The following is a 25604-nucleotide window of genomic DNA, read 5'->3' on the forward strand; positions in this document are numbered from 1 at the left end:
TCAACAAAACAGAGGAGGCTAAAGATATTCATGTTGCAACTTTTGGTGATCCGAGAGTTTTTGATCTTACTGCTAGTGAAATTTACAATGATGCTCTTCAAGAAACAACTATAAGAGTAACTCAACATAGGCAAGACCCAGTACCAGCAGTATCACCTGGTTCGCTCGGTTACGCTCACGTGGGTGCACAATTGAGAGTATCAGCACCGGAAGGATATGCTGTTCATAAAATAGATGGTTATCATTAAGCTATTTATAGAACAGATGAAAGGGAGTTCCAATCAAACAATGACGTATCTCTCTTTTACTATCCTTCAAAAATGCTAGGACGAATTAACTCTGCAGTTTTAGGTAATGCTCAATATTACGCTGCTAATTTAGTAGGGTATGCTTTCGGTCAATCAAACTTTTTTGAAGAAGTGAAGAGTAAGTATGAAAATTCTTCTAAGACTAAGCAAGTGGAAGGTAAACATGAAAGCCCTTCTCATGAACAAGTAAAGGTTGAGTCACATAAAGACTCTTTACTTACCATGATTAGGTACGTAGCGGCTGGTTAATGGAGCATTGCTCCATTAACCCATAGCCCTTCTTATAATAATCAAAACAAAGGATGGGTCTTACAGTGACTGGATCAACAACATATAATTACCGGACAGAAGGGCTATAGATCTCAGCGTCACACGCTGGGATGACAAGAAAGGGATAATGGGAGAAAAGGGCTACTTGAATGATACCATCCTAATAGGCTTGAATTACAATGTTCGTATAGTTGTGTGTCAAACACTGAAGCAACAAACCATCTTTATTACCACATAAAAGTAACTAGCTACGGGCACTATAGCGTTAAACTACTTCTACTATATCTAATTAAGCATATTAATAGGTAAATGAATTTTAATACAATCTGATTATACTTATAAATACGCTTTATAGAATGAAAGCATGGAAGATTTTATAACTGCAAGAAGGAAAGATGATGCTATGATATCTGTTTGTCAGGATAATAGGAGAAAAACTGTATTAATTTCATGGCTCAATCAAGCTGCAAGGGATTTGTTAAAATACAAGAAAGAGAGTTTACTCAATAAGCCATTAATCAATATTTTAAGTGCAAGAGCAGCTGACGATGTAAGAAATTATTTAGAGTATGCCGAGGATGGATATGATTTACTTGACATATTGCCTAAAGTGATAGGTTTTTCCTTAATTAACTCTAAAGGAGAGGACATCAAGGCAAAAGTGAAAGTTTTCCGTACCATGCAATTCACTAATGACAAGATTAATTATGATCTGTTGATACGTGACATCAGCTTACTTCATAAGCTAGGAATATTTAGGGATGAATATCTAATAGGTAAAAAGTACAAAAACCACGACTTATTTGGTATACCAGACAATGAATCTTCTATTCTAGAGCTGCGTGCTATATCAAATTTTGCTCTGCGACATCAAATTAGTATAGCTGTGGGAGTTATTGGTTTCGATAGTAACTGTGAAGAGACGAACAATGCACTGAAAGTTGTTATAGAGCACTTTCACAAAAATTGCCGCAGTGATAATTTTTTAGGGTATATTGGCGAAAATAAAGTGCTCTTTATTTTATTTAACTGTAATACAGAAGACACACCTAAAGTAATTGATCGTTATACATTCTGCTATCAATAAGCAGCTATTAAAACAAAAATTACCACGTGTATCAGTAATTTATGGAAGTATAGCTCAAAAACTAGCTGCACAGTACAAAATCTGATATTTTATGTAAAAAAGTTGTCTTTTGACTATATTGTATTTAAACTTAAGTTTTTATAAAAATTTAAGTTTATTCATGAAGTTGAAATATTGCCTGGTAGCGCTCCTTTTGTTATTATTCTCGCAAAATAGTGCTAACGCTAGGGTAATTCTAGATAAGGGAATATTTTATGCAAAACTGGACGTAAAAATAGATTTGAGGTTTGGCTACGCTCTTAACAAAGATTCTTTCAATATTAAGCCTAAAGACAAGACTTCAAGTTATTCATACTTGCGCTTTCTTTATTTACAGCAAGTTTATCCAAATACTCAAATTGGGTTTAATATTAAGGCAGGAGTTTCTGATATCGCAAACCTAAAGGCGTTAGACATAGAAAAGCTAGGCATGGAAGAATGGTATTTTATCATAAAAAACCGTGGACTTGGATCAATTGAGTGTGGAAAAAGAAGTTTAGTCAGTCAAAGCATGCTGATCAATACTTCAAAAATTTACGCGGCTGCTGGAGGAGTAAACGGTTGCTGGGTAAACTATGCAAATCTGCGTGGCGATGAAAAGAAGGGCATTGGTACTGGATACGATAAAGACAAAGTCTTTTGTGTTAAACCCAATATTTATAGTGATTATAATGGACTAGAGCTGAAATTAAAGCAACCAGCAATAAGCTATACCTCCCATGAGATTTATAACTTTCAATTTGGGCTTAGTTATGTTCCAGGGAAGAATAACTTGTATTATAGCAATCTAGTTGCTGCTGGCCTTTCCTATAAGAATAGTTTGTCGGATGACATAAATTTTACTGCTGCTTTAACCAGTGAATTTGCAAGGGAAAATTTAACTGATTGCTTAGATGAAACTACTAAAGGTTATGAATGTTGTAATCAATTACTACACTGGAATTTTGGTTTAAAACTGAAACTTTTCGATCTTGATTGCATTTTTTCATACGGTAATGGTGGTAAATCTGGCAAGAGATATAGTCCTGAAACGACTAATACGTATTATACGAATGCAGGTGTCGCTTACCGCTCTGATTCTCGCAAATTGCGCTTAACATATTTTAATAGTGGTCGGGATATTGCAGACAAAGGTACGAACAAATTAACATCATATGCTTTAAGCCTTGAAAGTTCTCTTTTTATGGGCAGTTCATACTATTTCGATATTGTAAAATTTAATGCCGAAGAGCCCATCGAAGAGTCTAAAAGCAACTCAGGTTACGTGCTTTTGGCAGGGCTAAAGTTGAGTTTTTGATAAATGCATTACAGCAGTTTAGATAGTTTTGCTTTACTTGAAAACCAACTCAATGCATTATGTCCATAGAATATTGCTATATCAAAACATGCTACAACTGCTAACCTTACTCACTATTATTGCTTCAGTTGTATTTTTGGGTCATTTAGTTCCAATAGAAGCAAAAACCTTTTTGTATTCAGTGAGCTTAAGTATCAAAGAAATTTTGCTATTTATAATGTCTTTTATTGTTTTTGCGTTAATCTTTAGCAGCGTTAGCAATCTTAAGCAGTCGGCTATAAAGTTTATACTACTACTTGTCATAATGATTTTCTTATCGAATCTAGCTTCAAGTTTAATTGCTTATTCGATTGGGTATTTTGTCTTGCAAAACACTTATCCGATACAAGATATAACATATGAAGAAACAATTGTTCCTTTGTGGTTGTTTAAGCTGCCGCTACTCCTTTCTAACTTTCATGCTCTTGCTTATGGATTTATATCCAGTTTAATAGTGTCTGTTCTGCTGCCCAAAAAGAGTAAAGAACTCTCGCGCAAAATGTCAGACTTAACTTTATTTATTCTAAAAGTCTTTTTGATACCAGTTATTCCAGTATTCATACTTGGGCTTGCTTTAAAAATGCAACATGATCAGGTTCTATCTATAATATTCAAAGATTGCTCAATAATTTTTGTTATTATAGCATCTGTAACTTATTTTTATGTTTTTCTCTTATACGGAGCAGCAAATTCGTTTAAGATCACGAACTGGATAACTAGCATAAGCAATATGATGCCAGCATTTATTACTGCGATGAGTACAATGTCTAGCAATGCAACTATGCCACTTACTCTTGAAGGAAGTAGAAAAAATGTAAAGCAACCTGATGTAGCATCGTCTGTTATACCAATAACTGCTGGCTTTCATTTAGTGGGTGATTGCTTTTTTATTATAATATTATCGATGATAATAACTTCTGGTTATGCATTATCCACGACAGACTATGTAACTTTCCTTCTTTATTTTTTGTTATTTAAGTTTGCTATCGCTGCAGTTCCGGCAGGAGGAATTGTGGTAATGCTGCCTGTTCTTGAAAGGTATCTTAAATTCTCTCCAGAAATGCTCTCGTTAATCACGACATTATATGTAGTGTTTGATCCAATAATAACCTCAGCAAATGTTATGGGCAATGGTGCTTTTACTATAATGTTTACAAAATTCTATGATAAGCTTAGGTAATGTCCATTCTAGCGATTGATACTGTAGGTTCTGGTAGCTCAATAGCGATAATTGACCATGATGGCAATTGTCTTGTAGAGCGCAATTCCACCAGCAATAGTCATGCAGAAACATTTTTTCAAATTTTGAACACTCTGTTCAATAAGCACAATTACAGCTACGATAAAATAGACAATTTAGTGGTAGTAGTTGGACCAGGAAGTTTTACTGGAATTAGAGTTGGTATATCAGCTGCAAAAGGCATAAATCTTGCTACGAATAAGCCGTTATACGGAGTTAATGCACTGGAAGTTCAGGCGTATGCAATATCCTTGCTTTGTGCAAACAGTAAAAAAAATATCAGAGCTATAATCAAAAATGCTCAAGGGTTTTACACGCAGTTATTTGATTTCAATTTATTGCCGCTGTCAGAGCCAGTTGTAGCTGCCGTATCCCAGTGTGTGATAGATACTGGTACGACAGACAATAACTGCATCACATATGTGGATTGCAATTTACCAGAGCTAAATGCTAGCCACGCAGGACTATTGGTCCGTTATAGGCTAGAAAATAAACAAAAATTAAACGTGGTCAAGGCTCTATATTTAAATGAGCCTCAGTATATGAAATTATTATAATTACCCTTTTGCGTAAACTCTATCGATTTGACTAAGTCTGTATATCTGGTTTGTTATTTCTTCGGCTACTTCTTTTATACTCATATTTGAATTTTCTATTTCTATGGCATTCGGCGGTATAAATAAATTACGAGTCCTAAATTTCTCTATAATACCGCCAATGCTAGTAACCTTCTTATTTTCTCTTTGTCTTTTTAATTTAATGCGTTTTTGTAATGTAGGTAGGTCACACTTTAGCACTATAGGAAGAATTCTTGTATTTATTCTTTTACTAAGCTCTACTACTGAGTTATACATCCTTGTATTGGAGTCGTTATTTTTCATCAATTCATCGATAAATATGTAATTTTTTGAATGAATTGGATAGGCTTCTATTGCCCGAAGCATAATTTGTGCAACGTTATATATTCTATCTTTGACTTCTTTAGGGATTTGGTCATATTCAAAGATATTATCATATATAGAGCGGATTTGAGTATTGTTGGAAAAGTTGCTGTTTACAATCAGTGCACCTATCATATTAGATAATTCTATTGCTGTAGAAAGCTTGCCACTTCCTGAAAAGCCGATAATATATACGAAAACTCCTATTATCTGTTCCTTTGTATTAATGTTTATCATATTATTTATAATGTGAAAATCTATATTCATAATAACATGAAACTTAAACTTTAAAACATTTAAAATATTATATAGAAAAATTATTTTTACAGTTAAGATATTATGTAATTCAGGGACATAAATTCCGTACAAGTTCCATAGATTATGTAATAGAGAATTGTTTACTAAGAATTCCTCTTCCTCTAATTTACCTCCAAACTAAAAGTATGAGTTTACTACGAGCCTCTTTTTTTTGTATAAACTTTCAGAAGATCTTAGCTGAAAATTGTGTTGTTAACAAAGAGCGAGGTAAAAAGGGACTTAGTCTACGCCTATCAGATTTTATCTTACTTTGGACTGGAGGACCATACATATACTCACCTATCGGCGCGTTCTAAGGATCAAAAGTCGTTTTATATTTATCCATTTGGTATACGCTTTAATGAAGTGAATGAAAATTCATTAATAAAGGTGTCGTTTGATGGGGATGTTATTGAGGGCAAAGAATATCAATATAATAAAACTGGTTATATAATCCACGGCTTTATTTATCAAGCAAGGAAAGATATTCAAGCAATTTTTCACTTGCATACACCTTCTATTGTAGCAGTTTCCTCCCTCAAAGATGGGTTGCTTCCAACAAATCAGTGAGCACTGCATTTTTACAATAAGGTATCTTACTATGATTATAATTCCCTGGCACTTGATGATACAGAAGGAAAGAGACTAATAGCTGATCTGAAAGAAAATTTTGTGATGTTAATGCGCAATCATGGATCTATAACGTGTGGTCGGACTATACAAGAAGCGATGTTTTATACATATCACTTAGAACAAGCGTGTAAAACTCAATGTTTAACATTAGCGATGAATAGGGAATTATCAATTCGAAGCGAAGAAATTTGCTCAAAAGCTGTAAAGGATTTTTTGTCTTTTGAAAGCAATCTTGGTGAAAGAGATTGGCACGCATGGGTTAGACTAATTAAAAGTAAGTTGTAAGAGGATCCTCGCACTACTATCTTTCTTCCAGTGCTCTCTTCTTGTCATCCGAGTAGAACCTTTCCTGTCATCTCAGTACTTGATACTGGGATCTAGGATACTACTTTAGTAATAAATATTTAAGAAATTTACCAGGCAAAAAAAAAGGCAAAGAAACCCCGAGTGGCGAGTTTTGACTCTATAATACTTTAAATCGGCACTATAATAATTTACTGACGATTAGTTTAAGCGCGATTTGGCTGAATGTAGAAAAAATGGAAAAGACATGCAGCCGCTATAATTTAATATAATCAGCCAAAAAATACCCTGAGTGTTATAATAAGGAAGCTGGAGCAACTTGTCAAGTAGTTTTTTCGTTTCTATGGGACAGCTTTTCACTGTTGTCTGTCCTCTTTTTGTGTAGTAAGGACTGGTATTAGTTTCAGAACTATGTAAAAAGTCCAATATAATTACTGCAATAGTAAAAACATGAATAAAAGCATTTCATCATTTGAGAGAAATTTATTTTCTAGGTTTGTGAATTTCTCTGAAAGGTGACTTTTTCCTCTGCTTTGGGTAAGATGAACGGTAATAGATTAAACGGAAAAATAGTGTAGAAATAATAGATCTAATAAGTGACTTTATACTGTTGTTAAAATCCATATCCATATGCTAAATGCAAAGCTTAAAAGCTCAGTTAGTATAGGTACTGTGTTTAACTCTTTGATCAACATCCAAAACAGCCAAATAATGGATAAAGATACAGAGAAGAGTGGGAAATGCCTCAATGCTGCGGTCCACTTATTAGGTTTTGGTAAAAATTCAAGTGTGTTAGGAAAAAATGATACAATGAAGTATGGAAGTGCAATACCTAAGCCAAGAAATAAGAAAATACTAATAAAAGTAAATATTGATGGCTGAATAAGGGCAAAACCTATGGCAGGTGCCATAAAAGGTGTGATGCAGGGAATTACAACCAGCGTTAAAAGCATTCCACCGAAAAAACTGCCACTAGCTTTATCTTAACAAGAAAATATGAGAGGAATGTCAAACAAGCCACAGAAACATAAGCCTATTGCAAACATTACATATAGTAATACTAGTACAAAAACAGGAGATTGTGTATGAAAACCCCAGTCCACTGCACAACCCATGTTACGTAATGTTAATAGCATTAAGGACAATATTAACATGCTAGTCAATACTCCAAGAGTGTAGGCTATGCCATTTAATTTCAGTTTAAATGAGTTGCTAGAGCCATTGATTATTACTGCTGCTTTTAAAGAAAGAACGGGAAAAACATAAGGCATAAAGTTAAGTATCACACCACCGATAAACGTGTATGCTGAATTTATTAGAAACCCCACAATTTTACATATAATTAAAATTATAATACAGTTTGAAGTAAAAGAATCTACTTAAATAGTCAATTGACTTTTTGTGCTGGCATGTTAGAAATTTTACACTTCCTGTGCTGATGTATCAGAAATTTTGTACTTTGCGAGCGTAGCTCAGTTGGTAGAGCGTCAGTTTGTGAGTCGCCAATTTGATCCTGGTCGCTTGTCCCACTAAAATTTTTTGCTCTATAGAAATATAAGCGTGAGCATACTTTATACATACTCACTTAGTGTATCCGTTTAGGTGCATGGCTAATGTACAAATATTGAAGCTAAAGTGGTGTCATGTAAGTAACTGACACTGGAACTTAGTTTTTCTTATAATTTCACCAAAATATTATATTTTTACATAAAATAGCCTCTTATGCCTAATGAAGCTCACTCTTTGGGTGTGTTCTTCTGATTTATGTTTTACTAATAGGATATTTTCAGATATAATTGGATATAATTAGATAAAAATACGGATACGTTTGACATTTCAAAAATTGTAATAACATCTGAAATGCTGAAATTAGTTGCTGAAATTGATGAATTTAAAGGAGCATGGCAATTATTTGGTAGTTTAGCTCCAGAGCGTTTACAAATGCTCAAGAAAATTGCAACAATTGAAAGTATCGGTTCTTCTACTCGTATTGAAGGAGCAAAACTATCAGACCGTGAAGTTGAGCAATTATTATCCAAACTTGATACACGATCATTTCGTTCTACGGATGAACAAGAAATAGCTGGATATGCATATGTGTGTGAAGAGGTATTTCAAAACTTTGAAAATATGCTATTTACAGAAAACGTTATAAAACAGCTTCATATCTGGCTTTTACAATTTTCACATAAAGATCAAAGGCACATGGGAGAATATAAGAAACTTCCCAATCATGTTGAAGCGTTTGATGAATCTGGAAAAAGCTTAGGCATAATTTCTGAAACAGCCTCTCCGTTTGAAACAGCGACACAAATGCAAGAACTTATTTATTGAACTGGCCAGCAATTAGAAGCGAAATCATCACATCCTCTATTAATTAGAGGTATCTTTATAGTGACTTTTTTAGCTATCCATCCATTTCAAGATGGAAATGGAAGATTATCACGTATTCTTACAACTTTCTTGTTGCTAAAGTTAGGGTATGCATACGTACCTTATAGTTCTCTTGAAAGTATAATTGAAGGTAACAATGAGGGTTATTACTTAGCTTTACGTCGCACTCAACAGTCTTTAAAGACTGGCAACTCTGACTTTAGTCCATGGCTTATGTTTTTCTTAAGATCACTGCAAAAGCAAAAATCTCGTCTTGATCGAAAGGTGTCACGTGAAAAAATGTTAAATCTCCGTTTTCCACCACTTTCGGCTAAAGTATTAATTTTACTTAGCAAACACGTACGTCTTACAATGAAGGATTTAGAAAATATTACTAAAGCAAACCGAAGTACCCTAAAGAAGCATGTATCTAACCTTGTAAGGTGTAATCATATCACTCAACATGGAAAGGGCAAAGCAACTTGGTATGTAGCTCAATAAGATATATATTCATTTTGAATTGTAGGGAGGTCTAAGCTGTGCTTACAAGGATGACAAAATTTCAAAAAAAGCCTAATATAACATAAAAAGCTTTATGAAAATCAGAGTTGGAGTAATAGGCTGCTTAGGCAGAATGGGCAAAAAAATACTCAGTGAATTGAACACAAATACCAAAGTAGAGATAGCAGGTGCTGTTGCCCGTGCAGATAGTAAATACGTAGGCTTAGATATAGGGCCAATTATAGGCCACAGCTTCAATTTAAGAATCAAAGTTACAAGTTCTATTAGTGACGTATTTGAGTCATCTGACGTTGTAATAGATTTTACAACTAAAGAATGTATGTTAGACTGCCTTAAAGCGGCTGTAAAGTTTAAAACACCGATGGTTAGTGGTACAACTGGAATAGAAAGTATTGATTTAAAAAAGTATGCTGCTGAGGTTCCAATATTATGGTCGGCAAATATGAGCATTGGAGTTAATGTATTGTTGAAATTGGTAAAAAAAGCTGCTGGGCTTTTAGGTAACGAATACGACGCTGAAATTTGGGAAATGCACCATAACTTAAAAAAAGATTCGCCATCTGGAACAGCTATAGAACTTGGTAAAGCAATTGCTAACGCTTCAGAAAGAGATTTTCAACTCAGTCAGTATTTTCATAGTTATTTAAAAATAAGAGAAAAGGGAAAATAGGATTTGCAGTATCTCGTGGAGGTGGGATGATAGGAGATCACAGTGTAATGTTTATCAATTCCGATGAACGGGTAGAATTAAATCACAAAGCAATTGATCGCACAGTGTTTGCTAAAGGGGCTATTCAAGCAGCAATATGGCTATATGAAAATGAAAGAGGAACACCAGGACTCTATTCAATGCAGGATGTGATATGAATGATACACGCGCCTCTGTCAAAAATTTAAATCTCTGGTATGGCTCTAAGCAAGTTTTATTCGATATAAATTTGGATATTTATAAAAGAAAAGTTACTACTTTTATCGGGCCATCTGGGTGTGGCAAATCAACCTTTTTGCGCTGTTTTAATCGCATGAATGATTATGTACCAGGGTGCAAAGCTGTTGGTGAGTTGGTTATCAACGGGCTAGGTAATATATATTCACGTGATATGGATGTTGTGCTACTTAGAGCAAAAGTTGGCATGGTATTTCAAAAGCCAAACCCTTTTCCAAAGTCAATATATGATAACGTTGCTTATGGACCCAAATTGCATGGTATGGTGAAGAATAGGCAAAAATTAGACGAAATGGTGGAAAATAGCTTAACTAAGGTCGGCTTATGGGAAGAGTTGAAAGATAGATTGCAGAACAGCGCATTGGATTTATCTGGTGGCCAACAACAGAGATTGTGCATTGCCCGTGCAATTGCAGTGAAGCCAACTATTTTGTTAATGGATGAACCATGCTCTGCTCTCGATCCAATGGCAACCAATGCAATCGAAAATCTTATACAAGAACTAAAATTAAGATTTACCATAATTATGGTAACTCATTCGATGAAACAAGCTAAAAAGCTGTCTGATAGCGTAATCTTCTTTTGTAATGGCAAGATTGTTAAATCTGGAAGTGTTCAAGAAATATTTGAAGATGCTCAATCTCCCTTAACGAAAGAGTATATTCTGGATCATTAAATTCCGCTATGCACAAGAACTTTGCTCTCAATAGCCTCGTTGGCAATAACACGGCTTTCAAAATCGATATTTATTATGTCAGATAGTGAGTTAACATCAGCGTAACCATCAAAACTTTCTACCGTTGACTTCACCGCCTTTACTATTTCCAAAAAGCCGATTCGTGACTTCAAAAATCCATTAACTGCTATCTCATTTGCAGCATTGAGCACAATACTATTTGTATGTGGGGAAGAGGAACTTAACACTTCCATACTGAGCTTTAGCGCAGGAAAGCGCTCGTAGTCTGGCTCTTGAAAGGTCAATTTTTTTTGCTTTATTAAATCCAATTTATGATTTAAAGCTGACCTTTCTGGCCAAGACAGAGCATATGAGATGGGAATTGACATGTCAGTCTCTGCAAGCACAGCAAAGTTAAAACCATCCTTGTAGACTACAACTCCATGTATTATCGATTCAGGGTGCACTACTGCCTCAATTCTATTTGGGTCAATGTTAAACAAATTATGTGCTTCTATTATCTCTAGCGCTTTATTCATCATTGTTGCACTATCAACCGAGATTTTCTTTCCCATATTCCAAGTAGGGTGACTTAGTGCTTGGTTTGCCACAACATTTCTTAATTGCTCAAGGCTACAATTTAGAAATGGTCCACCAGAAGCAGTGAGTATAATCTTTTCTACGCATCTATCGTCACTTTGCAAAACTTGAAAAATTGCGTTGTGTTCAGAGTCAACAGGAATTATCTGTACATTTTTCTTTTTAGCTTTCTTAAGTAGTAAATTTCCACCACAAACAATACTTTCTTTGTTTGCTAGTGCAATGATTTTAGTACCACTCTCTATAACCCGCATGACTGGTTCAAGACCTGCAATGCCGACTATTGCAACAACTGAGAGATCAACGGGCAAAGAAGCAACATTCACTAGACCTTCAGTACCAGCTTCTATTTTGATGTTTGTATCAAGTAGACTTTCTTTTAAATCTTTATAAAGCCTTTCATCAGAAATAGCAACGTATTTTGCATTTAGCAGTTTTGCTTGATACGCCAGTAGAGCAAAATTCGAATGGGCACTGAGTACTTCTACCTGGTATTCTTCTTTTTTCTTCAGTAGTAAGTCTACAGTCTTTTTTCCGATACTTCCTGTTGATCCTAAAACTGAAACCTTTTTCACTAAAACGTACTCATGTTAATCAAACGAGCTAAACCTATTCTCATTTAGCAGTTTCTGGACTTAACCACCAAGCTCATGTCCATGGTCATCGCCAACAGATGGTGAAGGACAGGGCGAAAAAGACTGACCATGGTGATCACCTGCATCATGCATGTCGTGTAAACCTTCAGCGTTGTGAGCTATTTCGTTCCTAGCATTGGGATAATCGTCCGGATGAGGTCCCCCATCACCGTGACCCATATCCATCCCTTCCGATGACATATCTTCCCCACCTCCACCACCTGAAAAATGTTCTGCAAGGCTTTCAAGAAATCTTATGCCAAACATATTACCTGATTTACCAAACAACGTTACTAAGCTACTACCATTTACCAAACCTTCGAACACATTACAGTAAGCAGGAATTGCTCCTTCATGAAAGCTGAACAACCATTTCATTCCATCTACAATTGTGGCAATAGAGTCACTATGACCAAGACCAAAGCCACTCTTTTCTCCTTGGTGTTCTTGGTGTTGTTGTTGAGCTTGCCACTCTGCAATATTTGGACCTTGAGCTTCAGTCATAAACTTTTATTCTAAACCTTAAACTACTATAGTTTACCACAAATATTGAAAAATATCAATAGGGCTACCATTTTATGAACGACAACACGCTTTTAAGCACGTATTGATGAGACTAGCGAAAAGGTTTTACGATAACCGCAATAATTATAATTATTATCAATACTGTAACGACTTCATTTAAAATACAGAAATAAACGTGATTTTTCCTATTTAAGCCCATTGCAAAGTTTTTCCTGTGCTTTGCGAGTAGTCCATGAACAACAAACATAAAGAATAACGCTAGTGCTTTGATGTGAAACCACCCTTCGCGGTATGCCTCTCTCATAACCATTAATGTGATGCCAAAACCAAGCGAAAAGAGCATTGCAGGGTTTACGATAAATCTTAAAAGTCTTTTCTCCATTATTTTAAGTAAGCTATCGCTTTCAGATCCTGGCTTTATAGTTGCATGATAGACGTAAAGCCTCGGTAAATAGAGCATACCTGCCATCCACATGATGACAGAGATAACGTGAAAAGCTTCGAGCCAGTGGTAATAACCCATTACAAAACGTTGAAATTTCTGATATTATCTGAGTTTAACGAAAAAGAAATCGATATGAAAGCGGAAAATTTCACTAAAGAACAGGTGGTTGGATTCTACAGGAAAATGCTACTCATACGCAGATTTGAGGAAAAAGCAGGACAATTGTATGGAATGTGCTTAATAGGCGGATTCTGTCACCTATCGATAGGACAAGAGGCAGTTGCGGTTGGGACGCAAGCTGCGTCAAAGTCAGGTGATGCTTTTATCACAAGTTATAGAGACCACGGTTTAATGCTGGCATGTGGCTCTGATCCAAACGTTGTGATGGCAGAACTGGCTGGTAAAGAAACGGGATGCTCAAAAGGTAAAGGTGGTTCTATGCATATCTTTGATATTGAAAAAAAATTCTTTGGTGGACATGGAATAGTGGGTGCACAGGTTCCAATTGGTACAGGGATAGCATTTGCTAATAAATATAAGAAAAAAGACAACGTGGTATTAACGTATTTTGGCGACGGTACTACAAACCAAGGGCAAACATATGAATCATTCAATATGGCGGCTTTATGGAAGTTACCTGTGGCTTATATTATAGAGAATAACGGATATGCCATGGGCACTTCTGTAGAAAGATCAACTTTAGTAACTGAGTTATATAGGAGAGGAGAGGGTTTTGGCATTCCTGGAAAGCAAGTTGATGGAATGGATTTCTTCTCTGTTTATGAGGCGACAAGTGAAGCAGCCAAGTACGTGCGTAGCGGAAAAGGGCCTATTCTGCTTGAAATGAAGACATATCGATATTGCGGTCATTCGATGTCAGATCCTGCGACTTATCGTTCAAAAGAAGAAGTTGAAGATATGAAGCAAAACCACGATGCTATAAGCACTTTGAGGAAGTATATGATAAATAATAAGATTGCTTCAGAGGAAGAATGCAAAGTAATTGATAAAGAAGTGCGCGATTTAGTGAAAAAGTCAGAAGATTTTGCCAAAAATAGTAAAGAACCAAGCGTTGATCAACTATATACTGATATTTACAAATCTGTCAACCGTTAACTGTAAAAAACTACTTGACAACCTTCGCCGTTACCCTTATCATAGTATTGAAGCTGTTATTTATCTTCAGTCTGTGCAGATTAAATAACAAAAAAACTTAGCATATTTGGCGTCTCATGTTTAATTTTTTGCACTATATGCACCTCATGTCTTTTTAAAACTTCTGGTTTTTTACCTATACAAGCTCAAACGCGCTTATAAGTCGTTTAAGACATCAAAAACGCCAATGTTATAAGATAGATAGTGAATAACTAGCTACTCGGGGCTTCTTTTAACTTTTTTTTCTTATTTGGTAAATTTTTTAATATTTATTACTAAAATAGCATTCTAGATCCCAGTACAGAAGTACTGGGATGACAAGAAATGGGCTATTTGTACGACTCACACTTTTAAACTTGCTAAAAGTAGAGATAAAGCTCTACAGACTACTTTCAAGCAATCGCTGATTATCTGGTTGATTAACTTTAACATCGCTAAGTGCTATATTTGATTTGTACGAACAGTAACACCCTAATGCAAGAAAAACTGACGCAGCTATAGCAAGTGTAGCGCATATTGCTAAATAAGACGTTACAAAACTTGCACCAACAGCACACACCATAGATAATATGAAAGAAGCAGAGGCATAGTTTACCTTACTTTTTACTCCTTGAAAATTTACTGCTTCGGGTTTGCTGTCTTTTTTAAGTTCTTTTAGCTCTTCGACTCGATTTTTTAGTTGTTCGACCTTACCTATCAGCTTTTCATTTTCACCTTTAAGCGTTTCTAGTCGTTGAGCTTGATTTATCGGTTCTTCATATTTACTTTTAAGTTCCTTTAATTTATTCTCCAGATCACTAACTTTTTCCTTCTCAATTTTAAGCTGCTCTGTTACAGTTGGACGTTTCGGTAAATTGTTTTTCATAAGTCCATTTTCATGTGATGATCCTTTTACTTTATCTTTACTACTATTTATTTTAGTCATTTAACCCCCAATAAAACTATTGCTTATAGAGTCCTGCATTAAACCCCATATTCTATTTAAGATATCACTTTTTTCTCCTTATGCAAGAATATTTTTACTGTCTGTTGACTAGCGCCAGAACTCACATGTTGGCTCTCGCTATGACATAAAGCTGGATTTAACCTAGCAATGTCTCTAGGTTTTTAAATTGAACATCCCCTCCTAGAGATGGTTTTGCAATTTCGCTACTTTCACTTGCTGGAATTCTATCGAAGAGAAACTTTGATACTCCGATATACTGTGTAGAAAAAGTCTCTGGCTGCTGAACTTTTGTTGTATTCTTTTTATAGCTTAATCCTGTGACATTTCTGTCATTAGATGCATATGCATTAGGTAAAGCTGATTCTTGCTGTGGCAAGATCCTTTGAAAAGGTCCCAAACAACCTGGCTTTGTTGCTGCATTAATGAAACCCTGCACAACTTTTCTGAACATATCCACCATAGTCTATAAAGACATTATGTATAGTATACAGTATAGATTAATCTAATACAAGCATAATTTTTTCACTGAAACACTCTACATATTACAAAGAGAATTTATATCTTCTCTCCTTTCATACCTTAAAAATAAAATCAACTTTTTTATAGTATGCTCTGACTTTAAGTGACCAAAAGTCTACCATCCCTATTAGTAAACATATAGGTATTACTAGCATAGATCTAATCATTACGTCAGTTCCATAAAATGGCTTTCCATCGACAACTTCACCGTTCTAATAAAAATTCACTATATTTGTAATAACGACATAAAAAAAATAACCAAAACTCATAACTATAGAATTACTTACAGATCCTGCACTTGCTACTGCATCATTTTCCACACAACTTACAACTTTAGCAACCAAAGCAAGTTGGTACGTGGAAGCAAGGCCAATAATAAAGAATAATACGCATGCAAGAGGTGCATTGATATCGAATATAAAAAGTAACGATAACACTATTATCATGGCCATAGCACAAGAAATTATTATCTCATAGTGCTTGGTTGGATTCTTTGCTAATATATAAGGAAATAATAGATGTCCAAAGCCAAAGCCTATTAGTACCCATTTTGAAATACTATACGCAACTTCTCTATCTATCTTATATATCTCATGCAAGAATGTTGCGGACCATGCATCTACAAAGCCTTCTAACGGTCCAACCATAAAACCGCCAAACAAACCTATCAACAAAATGTTCTTATTAAATATAACTTTGCCTAAGTTTTTAATGTTTAATTTTTCGCCTGAGGTACCAACTTTAGGTATAGATATAAGGGTAGTTAAAGCAAGCAATAATCCAAATATTATACATGCATTCAGTACATAATCCCATCCAAATTTATCAAATAAGACAGTAGTGGTTTGGTAGCAAATACACCACCTGAAATGCCAATAATAGCGGATATGCTGAACATCATGGCAAATTTTTCTCTACGGTAATAGATGCTGATTATTTTAAAGAGTCCGAGTGCTGAAGCAGAAGACCCAATACCAGTAACTACTCTCCCAACAATAAAATAACTCCAATCGTTAGAACTAACTAAAGGCAAAGCACCTAAAGAGGTCAGCATAATACAAGCAGGTATGACAATTTTGGAACCAAATCTATCCAGAAGAATACCCACAGGAATATGCGCTAATACATAGCCTACATAGTATAGTCCGCAAAATTATCCTATTTCTGTTGTTCCTATATTAAACCTTACCATCAAATTCAGGAACTGCAACATTTGGAATCACACGTAATATGTATTGATATGCATAAAACAGAGATACTAACAATCATATTAATAAATTTCTCTGCAGCACTAATCTTACTTTAAACTTGGAGCATAGGTGTTTTAGTTATGAAGAGCAAGTTTTATAGTAAGAAGCTGCAAAAAAAATTGTGTAATCTAACTACTACTCTTTACTTTTTTTTATGGATCTCATGTTAAACAACACGTTCGTACATTAACAAAAACATCATGGCAAACAAAAATAACAATTTTAAGTATAAAAACCTTTATATTCTAGGTGACAGTTTATCTGATAATGGTCCACTTTGTGGAGTTTTAGAAACATTCTCCTTTGCAAAAAACGTGAAATTTGATGAACATTTTTATCAAGGAAGATCTTTCAGCAATGACCCTGTTGCTGTTGAATACGTAGCAAAACATTTAGATTTAGAAGAGTTTAAACATGGATGGAGTTACTCATTTCTTGGTAAACGTCACGAACAGCAAGGCCAAAACTATGCAGTTTCATATGCAGCGGCATCTGAAATTTCTGATCCCATTTATTCCTATTTCTTCAACAAATTTCGTTTAGCTAACCAACTAGATGCAGTAATTAAGCATCATCCAGACATAGATAAAGAAGATTTATTTTTCATCATGATTGGCGGAAATGACATCATGGTTGCTTCTAGTTGCAACAATACTAAAGCAGAAGAAGTATTGGAGCAGGCAGTTAATGAAATATGTAATGCACTTAAGGTTCTAAACGAACATGGTGTCAAACACGCAGTTGTTGCAAATGCACCTGACATTGGCTTAATACCGGCTTTTAATAAAGATGAAGGAGCAAAAGAGCTAGCTACAAAGCTTACAGAGAATTTCAATGCAAAACTAATTAGTAGGCTAGAAGATATGAAAAAACGTATAGATCTTGAGGTAAAAATATTTGACCTCAATTCAAAATTGAAAAACATCCTCGGTGAATACAAGAACAAAGGTTTAAATTATCAAGATACATGTATATCGGATGTTGCAGACCAACTTGGGGGACTTAAGGAAAATATAAAAATACTCTCAAAACTGGTATTCAAAGGAAAACTTGACGCTCACTATAATCCTGGGTGTAACAAAGAAACACTAAAGGATTATTTCTTTTTTGATTATTTCCACCCAACTGCAGAACCTCACCATGAAGTTGGCAATGAAGTATACGAGTTGATTAAAGGGGATGAATATGAGTTAATTAGTGCTAAACAAGAGGGTATACTCTTATAACCAGGTATACCTATTTGGAAGTGTAATTTCTACCAGGAAGATGCCATCCAGGTAGATACAAGGCAAAAGAAGACCTGGCCAATATCTATTTTAACAACTTGGCGTTAATGTCCTATACGCTTGACAAGTAGCTGACCTTGGAGTTGTAAATACCCATAACTTCATGATATGGAAAATGTTAAAACTTGTCAAGCAACTTTTTTGTGAAAAAACGAGATTAGTTAAAATTTTAACTAATAAAAAAAAAGACAAAAGAAACCCAGTGATGTGAGTTGTTTACTGTTCTCTCAAAAACTTGGCGTCCGGTTCTCTCTTACACCGGCTTAATAAGCGAGGTCCAACTAATGTAAACAAAAATTTATAAAGACATGCACTGTCCATGCTGCAAAAATGAAACATAACACGCCTTGTTTTATACTGTGCTTTTGTCACTTAATACAAGATTAAAGATAAATTTTAGGCCTAAAACATCCACAGCCCTATTGTCAAGGGGACTGGCGAAGGTTGTCAAGTAATTTTTTCGCATATGCCAAAGCTGGCTTGTCATGCGAGAGCCTATTGCAGCAACGATGAATTCTGTTTCTCAGGACCTGAAGTGTTGCGACTGCTGCACTGTTTATACAGATTTCATAATTGAATCTAGTGATGCGCTTCTACCTTTCCTTAATTTACGAATATATTGATCATCTTTTGAGTCGAAGTTCTTCCTGCTTTTACTCATTTCATTCTTCAATTCTTCATATATCTCTTTTAGCGCTCTCTTGTCTTCTTTCTCTTTTATGTTACCACTTTGCAACAGACTTTTAACCTGATATGCATCATATCTGAGCAAGATTTGTTTATCTTCATACATAGGATTAGCTCTATCTAGGATTTCCCGAAGGGATTTGTACACAAAAGATCTTGAATTCAGAAAGTCATTACAGTTATCGCATATGTAATATCCATACTGTCGAAAGTGCTCTTGTACTATTTTATCTATTCCCTCTAGGTGTTTATTATTAGAGTTACTTGCATCACGAGATTTATTTACAAAATCTAAAATTCTTGAGTCTTTGTCACTTTCAAATTTTCTATCAAGCTCAACTCTCCATCTAGCTTTTGTTACTTCCTCTAATTTAGAATTCAGCTCTTTCTCTTTAGCTTTCTGTTCTTTGAACTTTATAAATATAAATGCTTTACTCTGCTTCTTAAGGCGAGCAAGCTTCTGCTGCAGAGCATTTTGTCTATTCTGTAGAGCTTTAATTTGATCATCAAGGATAACAGCTTGCTCAACTTTCTTTTGAGTTTGTTGAGGTTTACTCTTTATCTGAGGAGGTTTTTTCTTCGATGCGACAAAATCTTTTGGCACTTCAGGAATGCTGACTTTCTTCAAATTTTCCTGAATAGGTGATTTTCTAACGCTTGCCGATTTTGACTTAGGGTGATCTTCTGCTATTGAGGCAGTTGGTGTAGTTCGACCAGACGATATTCCACTATCGCTTGATATTGAGCTTGTATCAGAGTCAATGCTAAAAGTTGACAAGGAGTGTGTTCTATCTTTTCCAGAAATTCGGCTATTTGTTTTATCTTTTGATCTAACTTTTATTGGTATTATTTCACTTTTAACTGAAGCAGAGTCAAAAATAATCGGGCTACTGATAGCTTTTATAGGCTGACCAGCTGATTTCGACCTTTTTGATTTTCCCGTCTTTTTACTCATTTCAAACTCTCAATTTATTACCAATACAACTTAATTGTAAATGATAACTATCAACTATGCATGAATATTATTTTTGGCAAAGCCCCTTTCGATACTCAAAAGTAGAAACAAAGGCTTGATTTTTATATCCAAATAATAGACTATCAAAGGCACACATAAATATCTATAATGCAAGAAAAAACTTTCACAATCATCGATGGTTACGGCTTTCTTTTCAGAGCTTACTACGTTTTGCATCATTTAACTACCACAACCGGTATTCCAATAGGTGCCGTGTACGGCTTTCTAAATATGGTTCTTAAGTACATTACTCACTCGGATTACTTGACTATAGCATTTGACTCTGGCAAAAAAAATTTTAGGCACGATTTATACCCCGAGTACAAAGCAAATAGGGTAACTCCTCCTGAGGACTTGGTTCCACAGTTTGCAATACTAAGGGAAGCAGTAGAAGCTTTCAATCTCAGCTATGAAGAGATTGAAGGCTATGAAGCAGATGACATAATTGCAACATTAGCTGCGAAATACGCCAACCACCAAGACTTTAAAGTGGTAGTAGTTTCGTCAGATAAAGATTTGTTTCAACTCTTGAATTACAACATTTTAATATTCGACCCTATCAAAAATATATACATAGATGAAAAACAAGTAATAGAAAAATTTGGTGTAAATTCGAACAAGCTTCTTGATTTACTTTCTCTAACTGGAGATGCATCTGATAACATCTCAGGCGTTCCAGGAATAGGCCCAAAGACTGCAGCTAAATTGCTTGATGAATTTGGCTCCTTGGACAATATTCTGGGAAACATTAGTAGCATTGAGCAAATAAGGGTACGTAATATTCTTACCGAACATAAGAAAAAAGCGCTAATTTCACGAAAACTTTTATTACTATGCGAGAAAGTAGATCTTCAGCATGATGTTGCAAAATATGAAGTTCATCCTCCGAATATGGAGAAATTGTTATCCTTTCTAAAGAAGTATGAGTTTAATTCATTGATAAGCAAAGCGGAGAAGCTTTTTTCTTATAATAAACCCAGCGCGGAAAAGAAACTAGAATATATTAGTGAAGAATTAGAAAAATTTTTGGAGCACTGCAGATATGAAGGCAAAATCGCAATCCATTGCCACTTTGAAAAAAACGTACTCAGCAAAATCTCCTTGTCTTGCAGTGAAGATAATATTTTCTACATAGATCAAAACTGCCTACAAGATGCAACTATTACTATTAATTCAACTCTCCTTTCAAACGCGGTGCTTAAAATAATACATGATATTAGAAAGGTCAGAGAAACATTTCCTACAATAGAGAAAGCACTGGGCTCAGTTGATGATTTGATGACAATGTCATATAGCCTTGACACAGGAAAGCACGACCACAGCATTCCAAACATAATTGCACATAATTTGAGCGAAAATGTAGAGGTTTTCTCAGCAAAAACTTTAATAGCGATCCATGAAAAGCTAACACGAAGATTATTCCAGGAAAAGCTTTTTACAATTTACGAGCGCTTCGATAAGCCGCTTATGAAAGTGATACTTAACATGGAGAAAAATGGAATATTGCTAAACATTCAAAAACTGCAGGAATTGTCTGATAAATTTCAACAGTTACTTACTGTGCTTGAGAATGATATATATAATTTGGCAGGAGAAAGATTCAATATTGCTTCGCCAAAACAATTAAGTGATGTTTTGTTTAATAAAATGGGCCTTAAAAAGAAGAAAAAGTTAAAATCAGGATCGTATAGCACAAACTCTGAAGTACTAGAAGTACTTGAAATGGAAGGAGCTGAAATTGCAGGTAAAATTTTAGATTGGCGACACTTAAGCAAGCTAAAGGGTACCTATGCCGATGCGCTAATCAAGCGAGTTGACCCTCTTGATGGTAGAGTACACACGAGCTTCTCAACAACTGCAACAGGTAGGCTTAGCTCCAGCAATCCTAATCTGCAGAGTATTCCTATCAGAAGTGAAGAGGGAAGCTTTATTAGGCAAGCATTTATTGCGCCAAAAGGACACAAGATAATTTCTGCTGATTACTCACAGATAGAATTAAGACTCTTGGCACATATTGCAGATGTTGCAGCATTTAAAGAAGCTTTTGCAAATGGACAAGATGTTCACAATATCACCGCAAGGCAAGTTTTTGGAGTGCGAGAAGGTACAGAGGTAGATAAACAGCTGAGGCAAAAAGCAAAATCCATTAATTTTGGCATTATATATGGCATTAGCCCGTTTGGTCTCGCAAGGCGGTTTAAAATTACCGTTGAGGAAGCTGCTGAATACATTGATTATTATTTCTCCTGTTATCCACAGATAAAAGTATATATAGAAAAGGAGGTGTCTATCGCGAAACAGCACGGCTATGTAGAAACTTTATTTGGTAGAAGATGCTTTGTAGAAGACATAAACAATAAAATCCCTTACTTAAGACAATTTGCGGAAAGGGCAGCAATAAATGCACCTGTGCAAGGAACTGTTGCTGATATAATAAAACGTGCAATGATTCAACTTTATGATCAGCTAAAAGCTGGTAAAATAATTCTCCAAGTTCATGATGAGCTATTAATTGAGGTAGGGGACAATAAGGTACAAGAAACAGCAAAACTTGTGAAAGACGTAATGGAAAATGCAGTAAAAATTTCTATACCACTTGAAGTGGAGGTAAAAATTAGCGACAACTGGGGCTCAAATTTTCTTAATTATGATTTAAACGCTGCAGGTTCTTAAGATTATAAATCACTTGAACTAATATAAAAAATATGTTACAATTAAAACATAGGTAAATGTAAACAGGTCAGCCATGGTAGGTATAACATCAGCTCCACAAGCAGGAAAGAAGGAGTCCACAGGACCATCTATTCAGTTAACTAACGAAGATAAGAAAACTTTAAAAAAAAAGAAACATCAGTTAATCTATCGTGCTTTTCTAGATACTTTAGAAAATCCAGAGAAGCAAACACAACAGGAGATAAAGGAAATAGAAAATAAACTGCAAGAGAAACTTTCAAAGGAGCAAGAACAAAAATTACTGGGTAATCTGAAGTCATTAAAGGAACGGGTACCTCGATTACAGAATGAAAATGAAAAGAAAATTTTTACTTTTGTATTTGACAATAGAGGAAAGATATTTAACGATGTTAATCAAAGAATAAAGTCACTAAGTGAAGAAAATTTCCTTCAGTTTTTAATTTCCGTATTTGAGAAAATTAGAGAAAAAAATTTAGCTAGCAAAGAGAATTTAGAAAATAATAAAATAAAAGAAGTGGTTGATAAGCGCGTAGATGATATACGCAGTACAGAAGCTAAAGATTCACTTATAAAGCTTGCTGGGTGGCCGCTTGGAATAAAGATAGATCCTAAAAACATTTTTGGCTCATTGACAAGTGGGCTAAAAGCCAAAATACCATTTTTAGGTGGAGGTAAAGAAAAAGATGAGCCACCACTTAGTGATGAAGAGATGGTAACAACGTTCTTACGTAAATCTTTACTTCCTATTGCTTTTTTTGCTTTTACGACATTAATCTTTGGCACTGGCCCAATTATGATAGGTATTGCTATTGTTGGACTTTTATTCACTGAAGTAAATGCAGTCAAAAGTCTCTTTTCAAATAACAGGAAAGGTACTTTGTATAACCCTGAGACTGAAGAGGAGAAAGAATGGGGTGGCGAAATTAGTAGTAAAATTAGTGGAATTCTAAAAACTCCAGTTGAGGGAGCTGGAAGAGATAATCAACCCGCCGTAACTCCTGGGAAGCAACAAAATAGTGAGCAGCCTAATAAACCTTCCCATCAAGAAAGATTGAAAGATCAACGACAAAAAGAAAATCAGCACACTCCCTGTCACTAACTTATAACTCAGTTCCGCCTACCATAATTGCATCAACTTTGAGTGTTGGTTGACCAACTCCAACAGGCACGTTTTGTCCATCTTTTGAACATGTACCAATACCAGGATCTAGCTTTAAGTCATTGCCAACCATGGATACTTTCTTCAGCACTGTTGGCCCGTCACCAATTAGCGTTGCTCCTTTGACTGGCTGTGTAATTTTACCATTTTCTATCAAATAAGCTTCTGAAGATGAAAAAACAAATTTTCCTGATGTTATATCAACCTGCCCACCACCAAAATTTACTGCATATAGACCTTTCTTCACGCTAGATATTATTTCTTCTTGTGTATGTTTTCCAGGCAACATATAGGTGTTTGTCATGCGCGGCATAGTAACTTCCTTATAACTTTCCCTCCTACCATTACCGGTTGGATTTACTCCAATGAGTTTAGCATTCATATGATCCTGCATATATCCCTTGAGAACCCCGTCTTCTATCAACACATTATAACCAGAAGGAGTACCCTCATCATCTATGCTAATAGAACCACGCAAATTAGGCAGAGTTCCATCATCAACTACTGTGATGCCACTAGCCGCTACTTGTTTACCAATAGAATTTGAAAATGCTGAGACTCCTTTACGATTAAAATCGCCTTCGAGTCCATGACCCACAGCTTCATGTAACAACACTCCTGGCCAGCCCGGACCTAGAATAACTGTCATCTCTCCAGCCGGAGTTGGAACTGCTTCAAGATTTACTAATGCCTGTTCTAAAGCCTGGGTTGCAACTTCTTTCCACTTTTTCTCAGAAATAAACTTACTGTAAGAATCCCGCCCACCGTGTCCTGCAGAACCTCTTTCAGTACGGCCACCTTTCTCTACGATAACCAGCACATTAAAACGTACTAGAGGCCTGATGTCGCTTAATCTGTTATCAACATTTATTATTTGTACAACTTGCCATTCTCCACTTAGAGTTATTTTTACTTGTTTCACACAGTTATTTTTGGATCTTACATACTCATTAACCTCGTTGAGCAGTTTAATTTTTGAGCTTAGATCTATTTCATTTATGGAGTTAATTTTCGAATATAGATTTTTTGTCTCTTTGTTTAAGCTTATTGAATTTGTTTTGTTCAAAGACACTGAGCTTTTAACTATAGAAGCGGCATTACTAATTTCTTTTTCGCTAATCTCAGAAGAACAAACAAAAGACGTGCTGTCCTCACAAAAAGACCTCAGGCCAAATCCCCTTCTAGTGTTCAAATCCATGTGTTTCAATATGTTATCATCGAAAACCAGGGACTCTGACTGACAAAACTCTAAAAATAGCTCACCGCCATCGCTATTGCTCAAAACGCTGTTGACTATTTCATATACGTTATTAATATTAACATTGTTTTGAGCAAAAAATATTTGATCTAGGTTTAAATCGTCCGACATTATCTTTGAACTAAAAATTGCTTAAGTATATTCTTTAATTTTAACACAGTAAACCACAAAAAGCCCGGGTGGCGGAATTGGTAGACGCGCTAGCTTCAGGTGCTAGTAACTTTTCAGTTGTGGAAGTTCAAGTCTTCTCTCGGGCACTCTTAACTTACACATTGTTTTTGAACGAATTAATGCCATGATGTATTAATTATGCTTAAGTTTATAGGTTGTGAGAAAAAGAGGCTTGTTGACAGAAAAAAGTTGTAAGTTAAAAACGTGATATAAAAGAGATAAGAGAGAAAGATAATCCTACTCACTATAGGAATAGAGTTATCATGGGCGTGTGCGACCGAGAAAAAA

The 25604-nt window shown here is 35.3% G+C and carries 24 protein-coding genes, 2 tRNA genes and 3 pseudogenes; 18 read left to right on the forward strand and 11 right to left on the reverse strand.

Annotated elements, in window-relative coordinates; translation table 11 throughout:
• The first annotated feature begins 26 nt into the window (after positions 1-26).
• The 6 genes from AB6N09_RS02800 to tsaB all read left to right on the forward strand — a co-directional run bounded on the left by AB6N09_RS02800 (position 27) and on the right by tsaB (position 4837).
• A complete protein-coding gene (locus AB6N09_RS02800; RefSeq protein WP_411131455.1) occupies positions 27-248 on the forward strand; it encodes a lipase family protein in 222 nt (73 codons plus the stop codon).
• A gap of 72 nt (positions 249-320) precedes the next feature.
• On the forward strand, positions 321-557 hold the full coding sequence (locus tag AB6N09_RS02805) for a hypothetical protein (RefSeq protein ID WP_411131431.1): 237 nt from the start codon (positions 321-323) through the stop codon (positions 555-557).
• 385 nt (positions 558-942) lie between these two features.
• Positions 943-1665, forward strand: a complete 723-nt coding sequence (locus AB6N09_RS02810) for a hypothetical protein (RefSeq protein ID WP_411131432.1) — start codon at positions 943-945, stop codon at positions 1663-1665.
• A gap of 160 nt (positions 1666-1825) precedes the next feature.
• Positions 1826-3001 carry a porin gene (locus AB6N09_RS02815; protein WP_411131433.1) on the forward strand — a complete coding sequence of 392 codons (1176 nt, stop codon included), beginning with the start codon at positions 1826-1828 and terminating at the stop codon, positions 2999-3001.
• 88 nt (positions 3002-3089) lie between these two features.
• A complete protein-coding gene (locus tag AB6N09_RS02820) occupies positions 3090-4220 on the forward strand; it encodes a cation:dicarboxylate symporter family transporter (RefSeq protein WP_411131434.1) in 1131 nt (376 codons plus the stop codon).
• Entirely contained in the window at positions 4220-4837 is a 618-nt protein-coding gene (gene tsaB, locus AB6N09_RS02825; RefSeq protein ID WP_411131435.1) for a tRNA (adenosine(37)-N6)-threonylcarbamoyltransferase complex dimerization subunit type 1 TsaB, read from the forward strand. Before AB6N09_RS02820 ends, tsaB begins: the two co-directional genes overlap by 1 nt.
• Here tsaB and AB6N09_RS02830 read toward each other — a convergent pair whose 3' ends face one another.
• Entirely contained in the window at positions 4838-5458 is a 621-nt protein-coding gene (locus tag AB6N09_RS02830) for a hypothetical protein (protein WP_411131436.1), read from the reverse strand.
• A 267-nt stretch (positions 5459-5725) separates the two neighbouring features.
• Between AB6N09_RS02830 and AB6N09_RS02835 the strand changes: the two are divergent.
• Together AB6N09_RS02835 and AB6N09_RS02840 are read left to right on the forward strand one after the other, a co-directional pair.
• A pseudogene (locus tag AB6N09_RS02835) lies at positions 5726-6436 on the forward strand (class II aldolase/adducin family protein).
• 729 nt (positions 6437-7165) lie between these two features.
• Positions 7166-7336 (forward strand): hypothetical protein, encoded by a 171-nt coding sequence (locus AB6N09_RS02840; RefSeq protein ID WP_411131437.1) that lies wholly within the window; start codon positions 7166-7168, stop codon positions 7334-7336.
• A gap of 101 nt (positions 7337-7437) precedes the next feature.
• On the opposite strand, the gene AB6N09_RS02845 is transcribed toward AB6N09_RS02840, so the two are convergent.
• On the reverse strand, positions 7438-7782 hold the full coding sequence (locus AB6N09_RS02845; protein ID WP_411131438.1) for a hypothetical protein: 345 nt from the start codon (positions 7780-7782) through the stop codon (positions 7438-7440).
• Positions 7783-7915: 133 nt separating this feature from the next.
• On the opposite strand from AB6N09_RS02845, the gene AB6N09_RS02850 reads away from it, so the two are divergent.
• The 5 genes and pseudogenes from AB6N09_RS02850 to pstB all read left to right on the forward strand — a co-directional run bounded on the left by AB6N09_RS02850 (position 7916) and on the right by pstB (position 10971).
• A tRNA-OTHER gene (locus AB6N09_RS02850) sits at positions 7916-7983 on the forward strand.
• Between the two features lie 331 nt (positions 7984-8314).
• Positions 8315-8788, forward strand: coding sequence for a Fic family protein (locus AB6N09_RS02855; protein WP_411131439.1), 474 nt, complete (start codon positions 8315-8317; stop codon positions 8786-8788).
• A 33-nt stretch (positions 8789-8821) separates the two neighbouring features.
• Positions 8822-9328: pseudogene (locus AB6N09_RS02860) on the forward strand (Fic family protein); the annotation flags it as partial.
• 94 nt (positions 9329-9422) lie between these two features.
• Positions 9423-10216 (forward strand): annotated as a pseudogene (dapB, locus tag AB6N09_RS02865) (4-hydroxy-tetrahydrodipicolinate reductase).
• Positions 10213-10971 carry a phosphate ABC transporter ATP-binding protein PstB gene (gene pstB / locus AB6N09_RS02870; RefSeq protein ID WP_411131440.1) on the forward strand — a complete coding sequence of 253 codons (759 nt, stop codon included), beginning with the start codon at positions 10213-10215 and terminating at the stop codon, positions 10969-10971. The pseudogene dapB and the gene pstB overlap by 4 nt, the downstream one beginning before the upstream one ends.
• On the opposite strand, the gene dxr is transcribed toward pstB, so the two are convergent.
• The 3 genes from dxr to hemJ all read right to left on the reverse strand — a co-directional run bounded on the left by dxr (position 10968) and on the right by hemJ (position 13254).
• Positions 10968-12146 carry a 1-deoxy-D-xylulose-5-phosphate reductoisomerase gene (dxr, locus tag AB6N09_RS02875; RefSeq protein ID WP_411131441.1) on the reverse strand — a complete coding sequence of 393 codons (1179 nt, stop codon included), beginning with the start codon at positions 12144-12146 and terminating at the stop codon, positions 10968-10970. The genes pstB and dxr overlap by 4 nt on opposite strands.
• Before the next feature lie 60 nt (positions 12147-12206).
• Positions 12207-12710, reverse strand: a complete 504-nt coding sequence (locus AB6N09_RS02880) for a hypothetical protein (RefSeq protein ID WP_411131442.1) — start codon at positions 12708-12710, stop codon at positions 12207-12209.
• A 112-nt stretch (positions 12711-12822) separates the two neighbouring features.
• A complete protein-coding gene (gene hemJ, locus AB6N09_RS02885; protein ID WP_411131443.1) occupies positions 12823-13254 on the reverse strand; it encodes a protoporphyrinogen oxidase HemJ in 432 nt (143 codons plus the stop codon).
• Positions 13255-13308: 54 nt separating this feature from the next.
• Between hemJ and pdhA the strand changes: the two genes are divergently transcribed.
• Positions 13309-14292: a pyruvate dehydrogenase (acetyl-transferring) E1 component subunit alpha gene (gene pdhA, locus AB6N09_RS02890; protein WP_411131456.1), complete on the forward strand. Its 984-nt coding sequence runs from the start codon at positions 13309-13311 to the stop codon at positions 14290-14292.
• A gap of 418 nt (positions 14293-14710) precedes the next feature.
• Here pdhA and AB6N09_RS02895 read toward each other — a convergent pair whose 3' ends face one another.
• The 4 genes from AB6N09_RS02895 to AB6N09_RS02910 form a co-directional block, all read right to left on the reverse strand.
• Positions 14711-15256, reverse strand: a complete 546-nt coding sequence (locus AB6N09_RS02895) for a TomO hydrophobic C-terminal domain-containing protein (protein ID WP_411131444.1) — start codon at positions 15254-15256, stop codon at positions 14711-14713.
• A 157-nt stretch (positions 15257-15413) separates the two neighbouring features.
• Positions 15414-15728 (reverse strand): hypothetical protein, encoded by a 315-nt coding sequence (locus AB6N09_RS02900; protein WP_411131446.1) that lies wholly within the window; start codon positions 15726-15728, stop codon positions 15414-15416.
• A gap of 280 nt (positions 15729-16008) precedes the next feature.
• Complete coding sequence (locus tag AB6N09_RS02905; RefSeq protein WP_411131447.1) at positions 16009-16470, reverse strand: hypothetical protein; 462 nt, start codon at positions 16468-16470, stop codon at positions 16009-16011.
• 125 nt (positions 16471-16595) lie between these two features.
• The gene (locus tag AB6N09_RS02910; RefSeq protein WP_411131449.1) at positions 16596-16904 is read right to left on the reverse strand and encodes an MFS transporter; all 309 of its coding nucleotides are present in this window, start codon (positions 16902-16904) and stop codon (positions 16596-16598) included.
• Between the two features lie 342 nt (positions 16905-17246).
• Here AB6N09_RS02910 and AB6N09_RS02915 point away from each other — a divergent pair, with 342 nt between their 5' ends.
• A complete protein-coding gene (locus AB6N09_RS02915) occupies positions 17247-18272 on the forward strand; it encodes an SGNH/GDSL hydrolase family protein (protein WP_411131450.1) in 1026 nt (341 codons plus the stop codon).
• Between the two features lie 616 nt (positions 18273-18888).
• On the opposite strand, the gene AB6N09_RS02920 is transcribed toward AB6N09_RS02915, so the two are convergent.
• Positions 18889-19974, reverse strand: coding sequence for a cell envelope integrity protein TolA (locus AB6N09_RS02920; RefSeq protein ID WP_411131451.1), 1086 nt, complete (start codon positions 19972-19974; stop codon positions 18889-18891).
• A gap of 168 nt (positions 19975-20142) precedes the next feature.
• Between AB6N09_RS02920 and polA the strand changes: the two genes are divergently transcribed.
• Complete coding sequence (gene polA, locus AB6N09_RS02925; RefSeq protein WP_411131452.1) at positions 20143-22707, forward strand: DNA polymerase I; 2565 nt, start codon at positions 20143-20145, stop codon at positions 22705-22707.
• A 73-nt stretch (positions 22708-22780) separates the two neighbouring features.
• Entirely contained in the window at positions 22781-23827 is a 1047-nt protein-coding gene (locus AB6N09_RS02930; RefSeq protein ID WP_411131453.1) for a hypothetical protein, read from the forward strand.
• Position 23828: 1 nt separating this feature from the next.
• On the opposite strand, the gene tldD is transcribed toward AB6N09_RS02930, so the two are convergent.
• On the reverse strand, positions 23829-25256 hold the full coding sequence (gene tldD, locus AB6N09_RS02935; RefSeq protein WP_411131454.1) for a metalloprotease TldD: 1428 nt from the start codon (positions 25254-25256) through the stop codon (positions 23829-23831).
• A 62-nt stretch (positions 25257-25318) separates the two neighbouring features.
• Here tldD and AB6N09_RS02940 point away from each other — a divergent pair.
• Positions 25319-25402, forward strand: a tRNA-Leu gene (locus AB6N09_RS02940).
• Positions 25403-25604: the final 202 nt, after the last annotated feature.

This window comes from Wolbachia endosymbiont of Tettigetta isshikii (assembly GCF_041154185.1).
Taxonomy (GTDB): domain Bacteria; phylum Pseudomonadota; class Alphaproteobacteria; order Rickettsiales; family Anaplasmataceae; genus Wolbachia.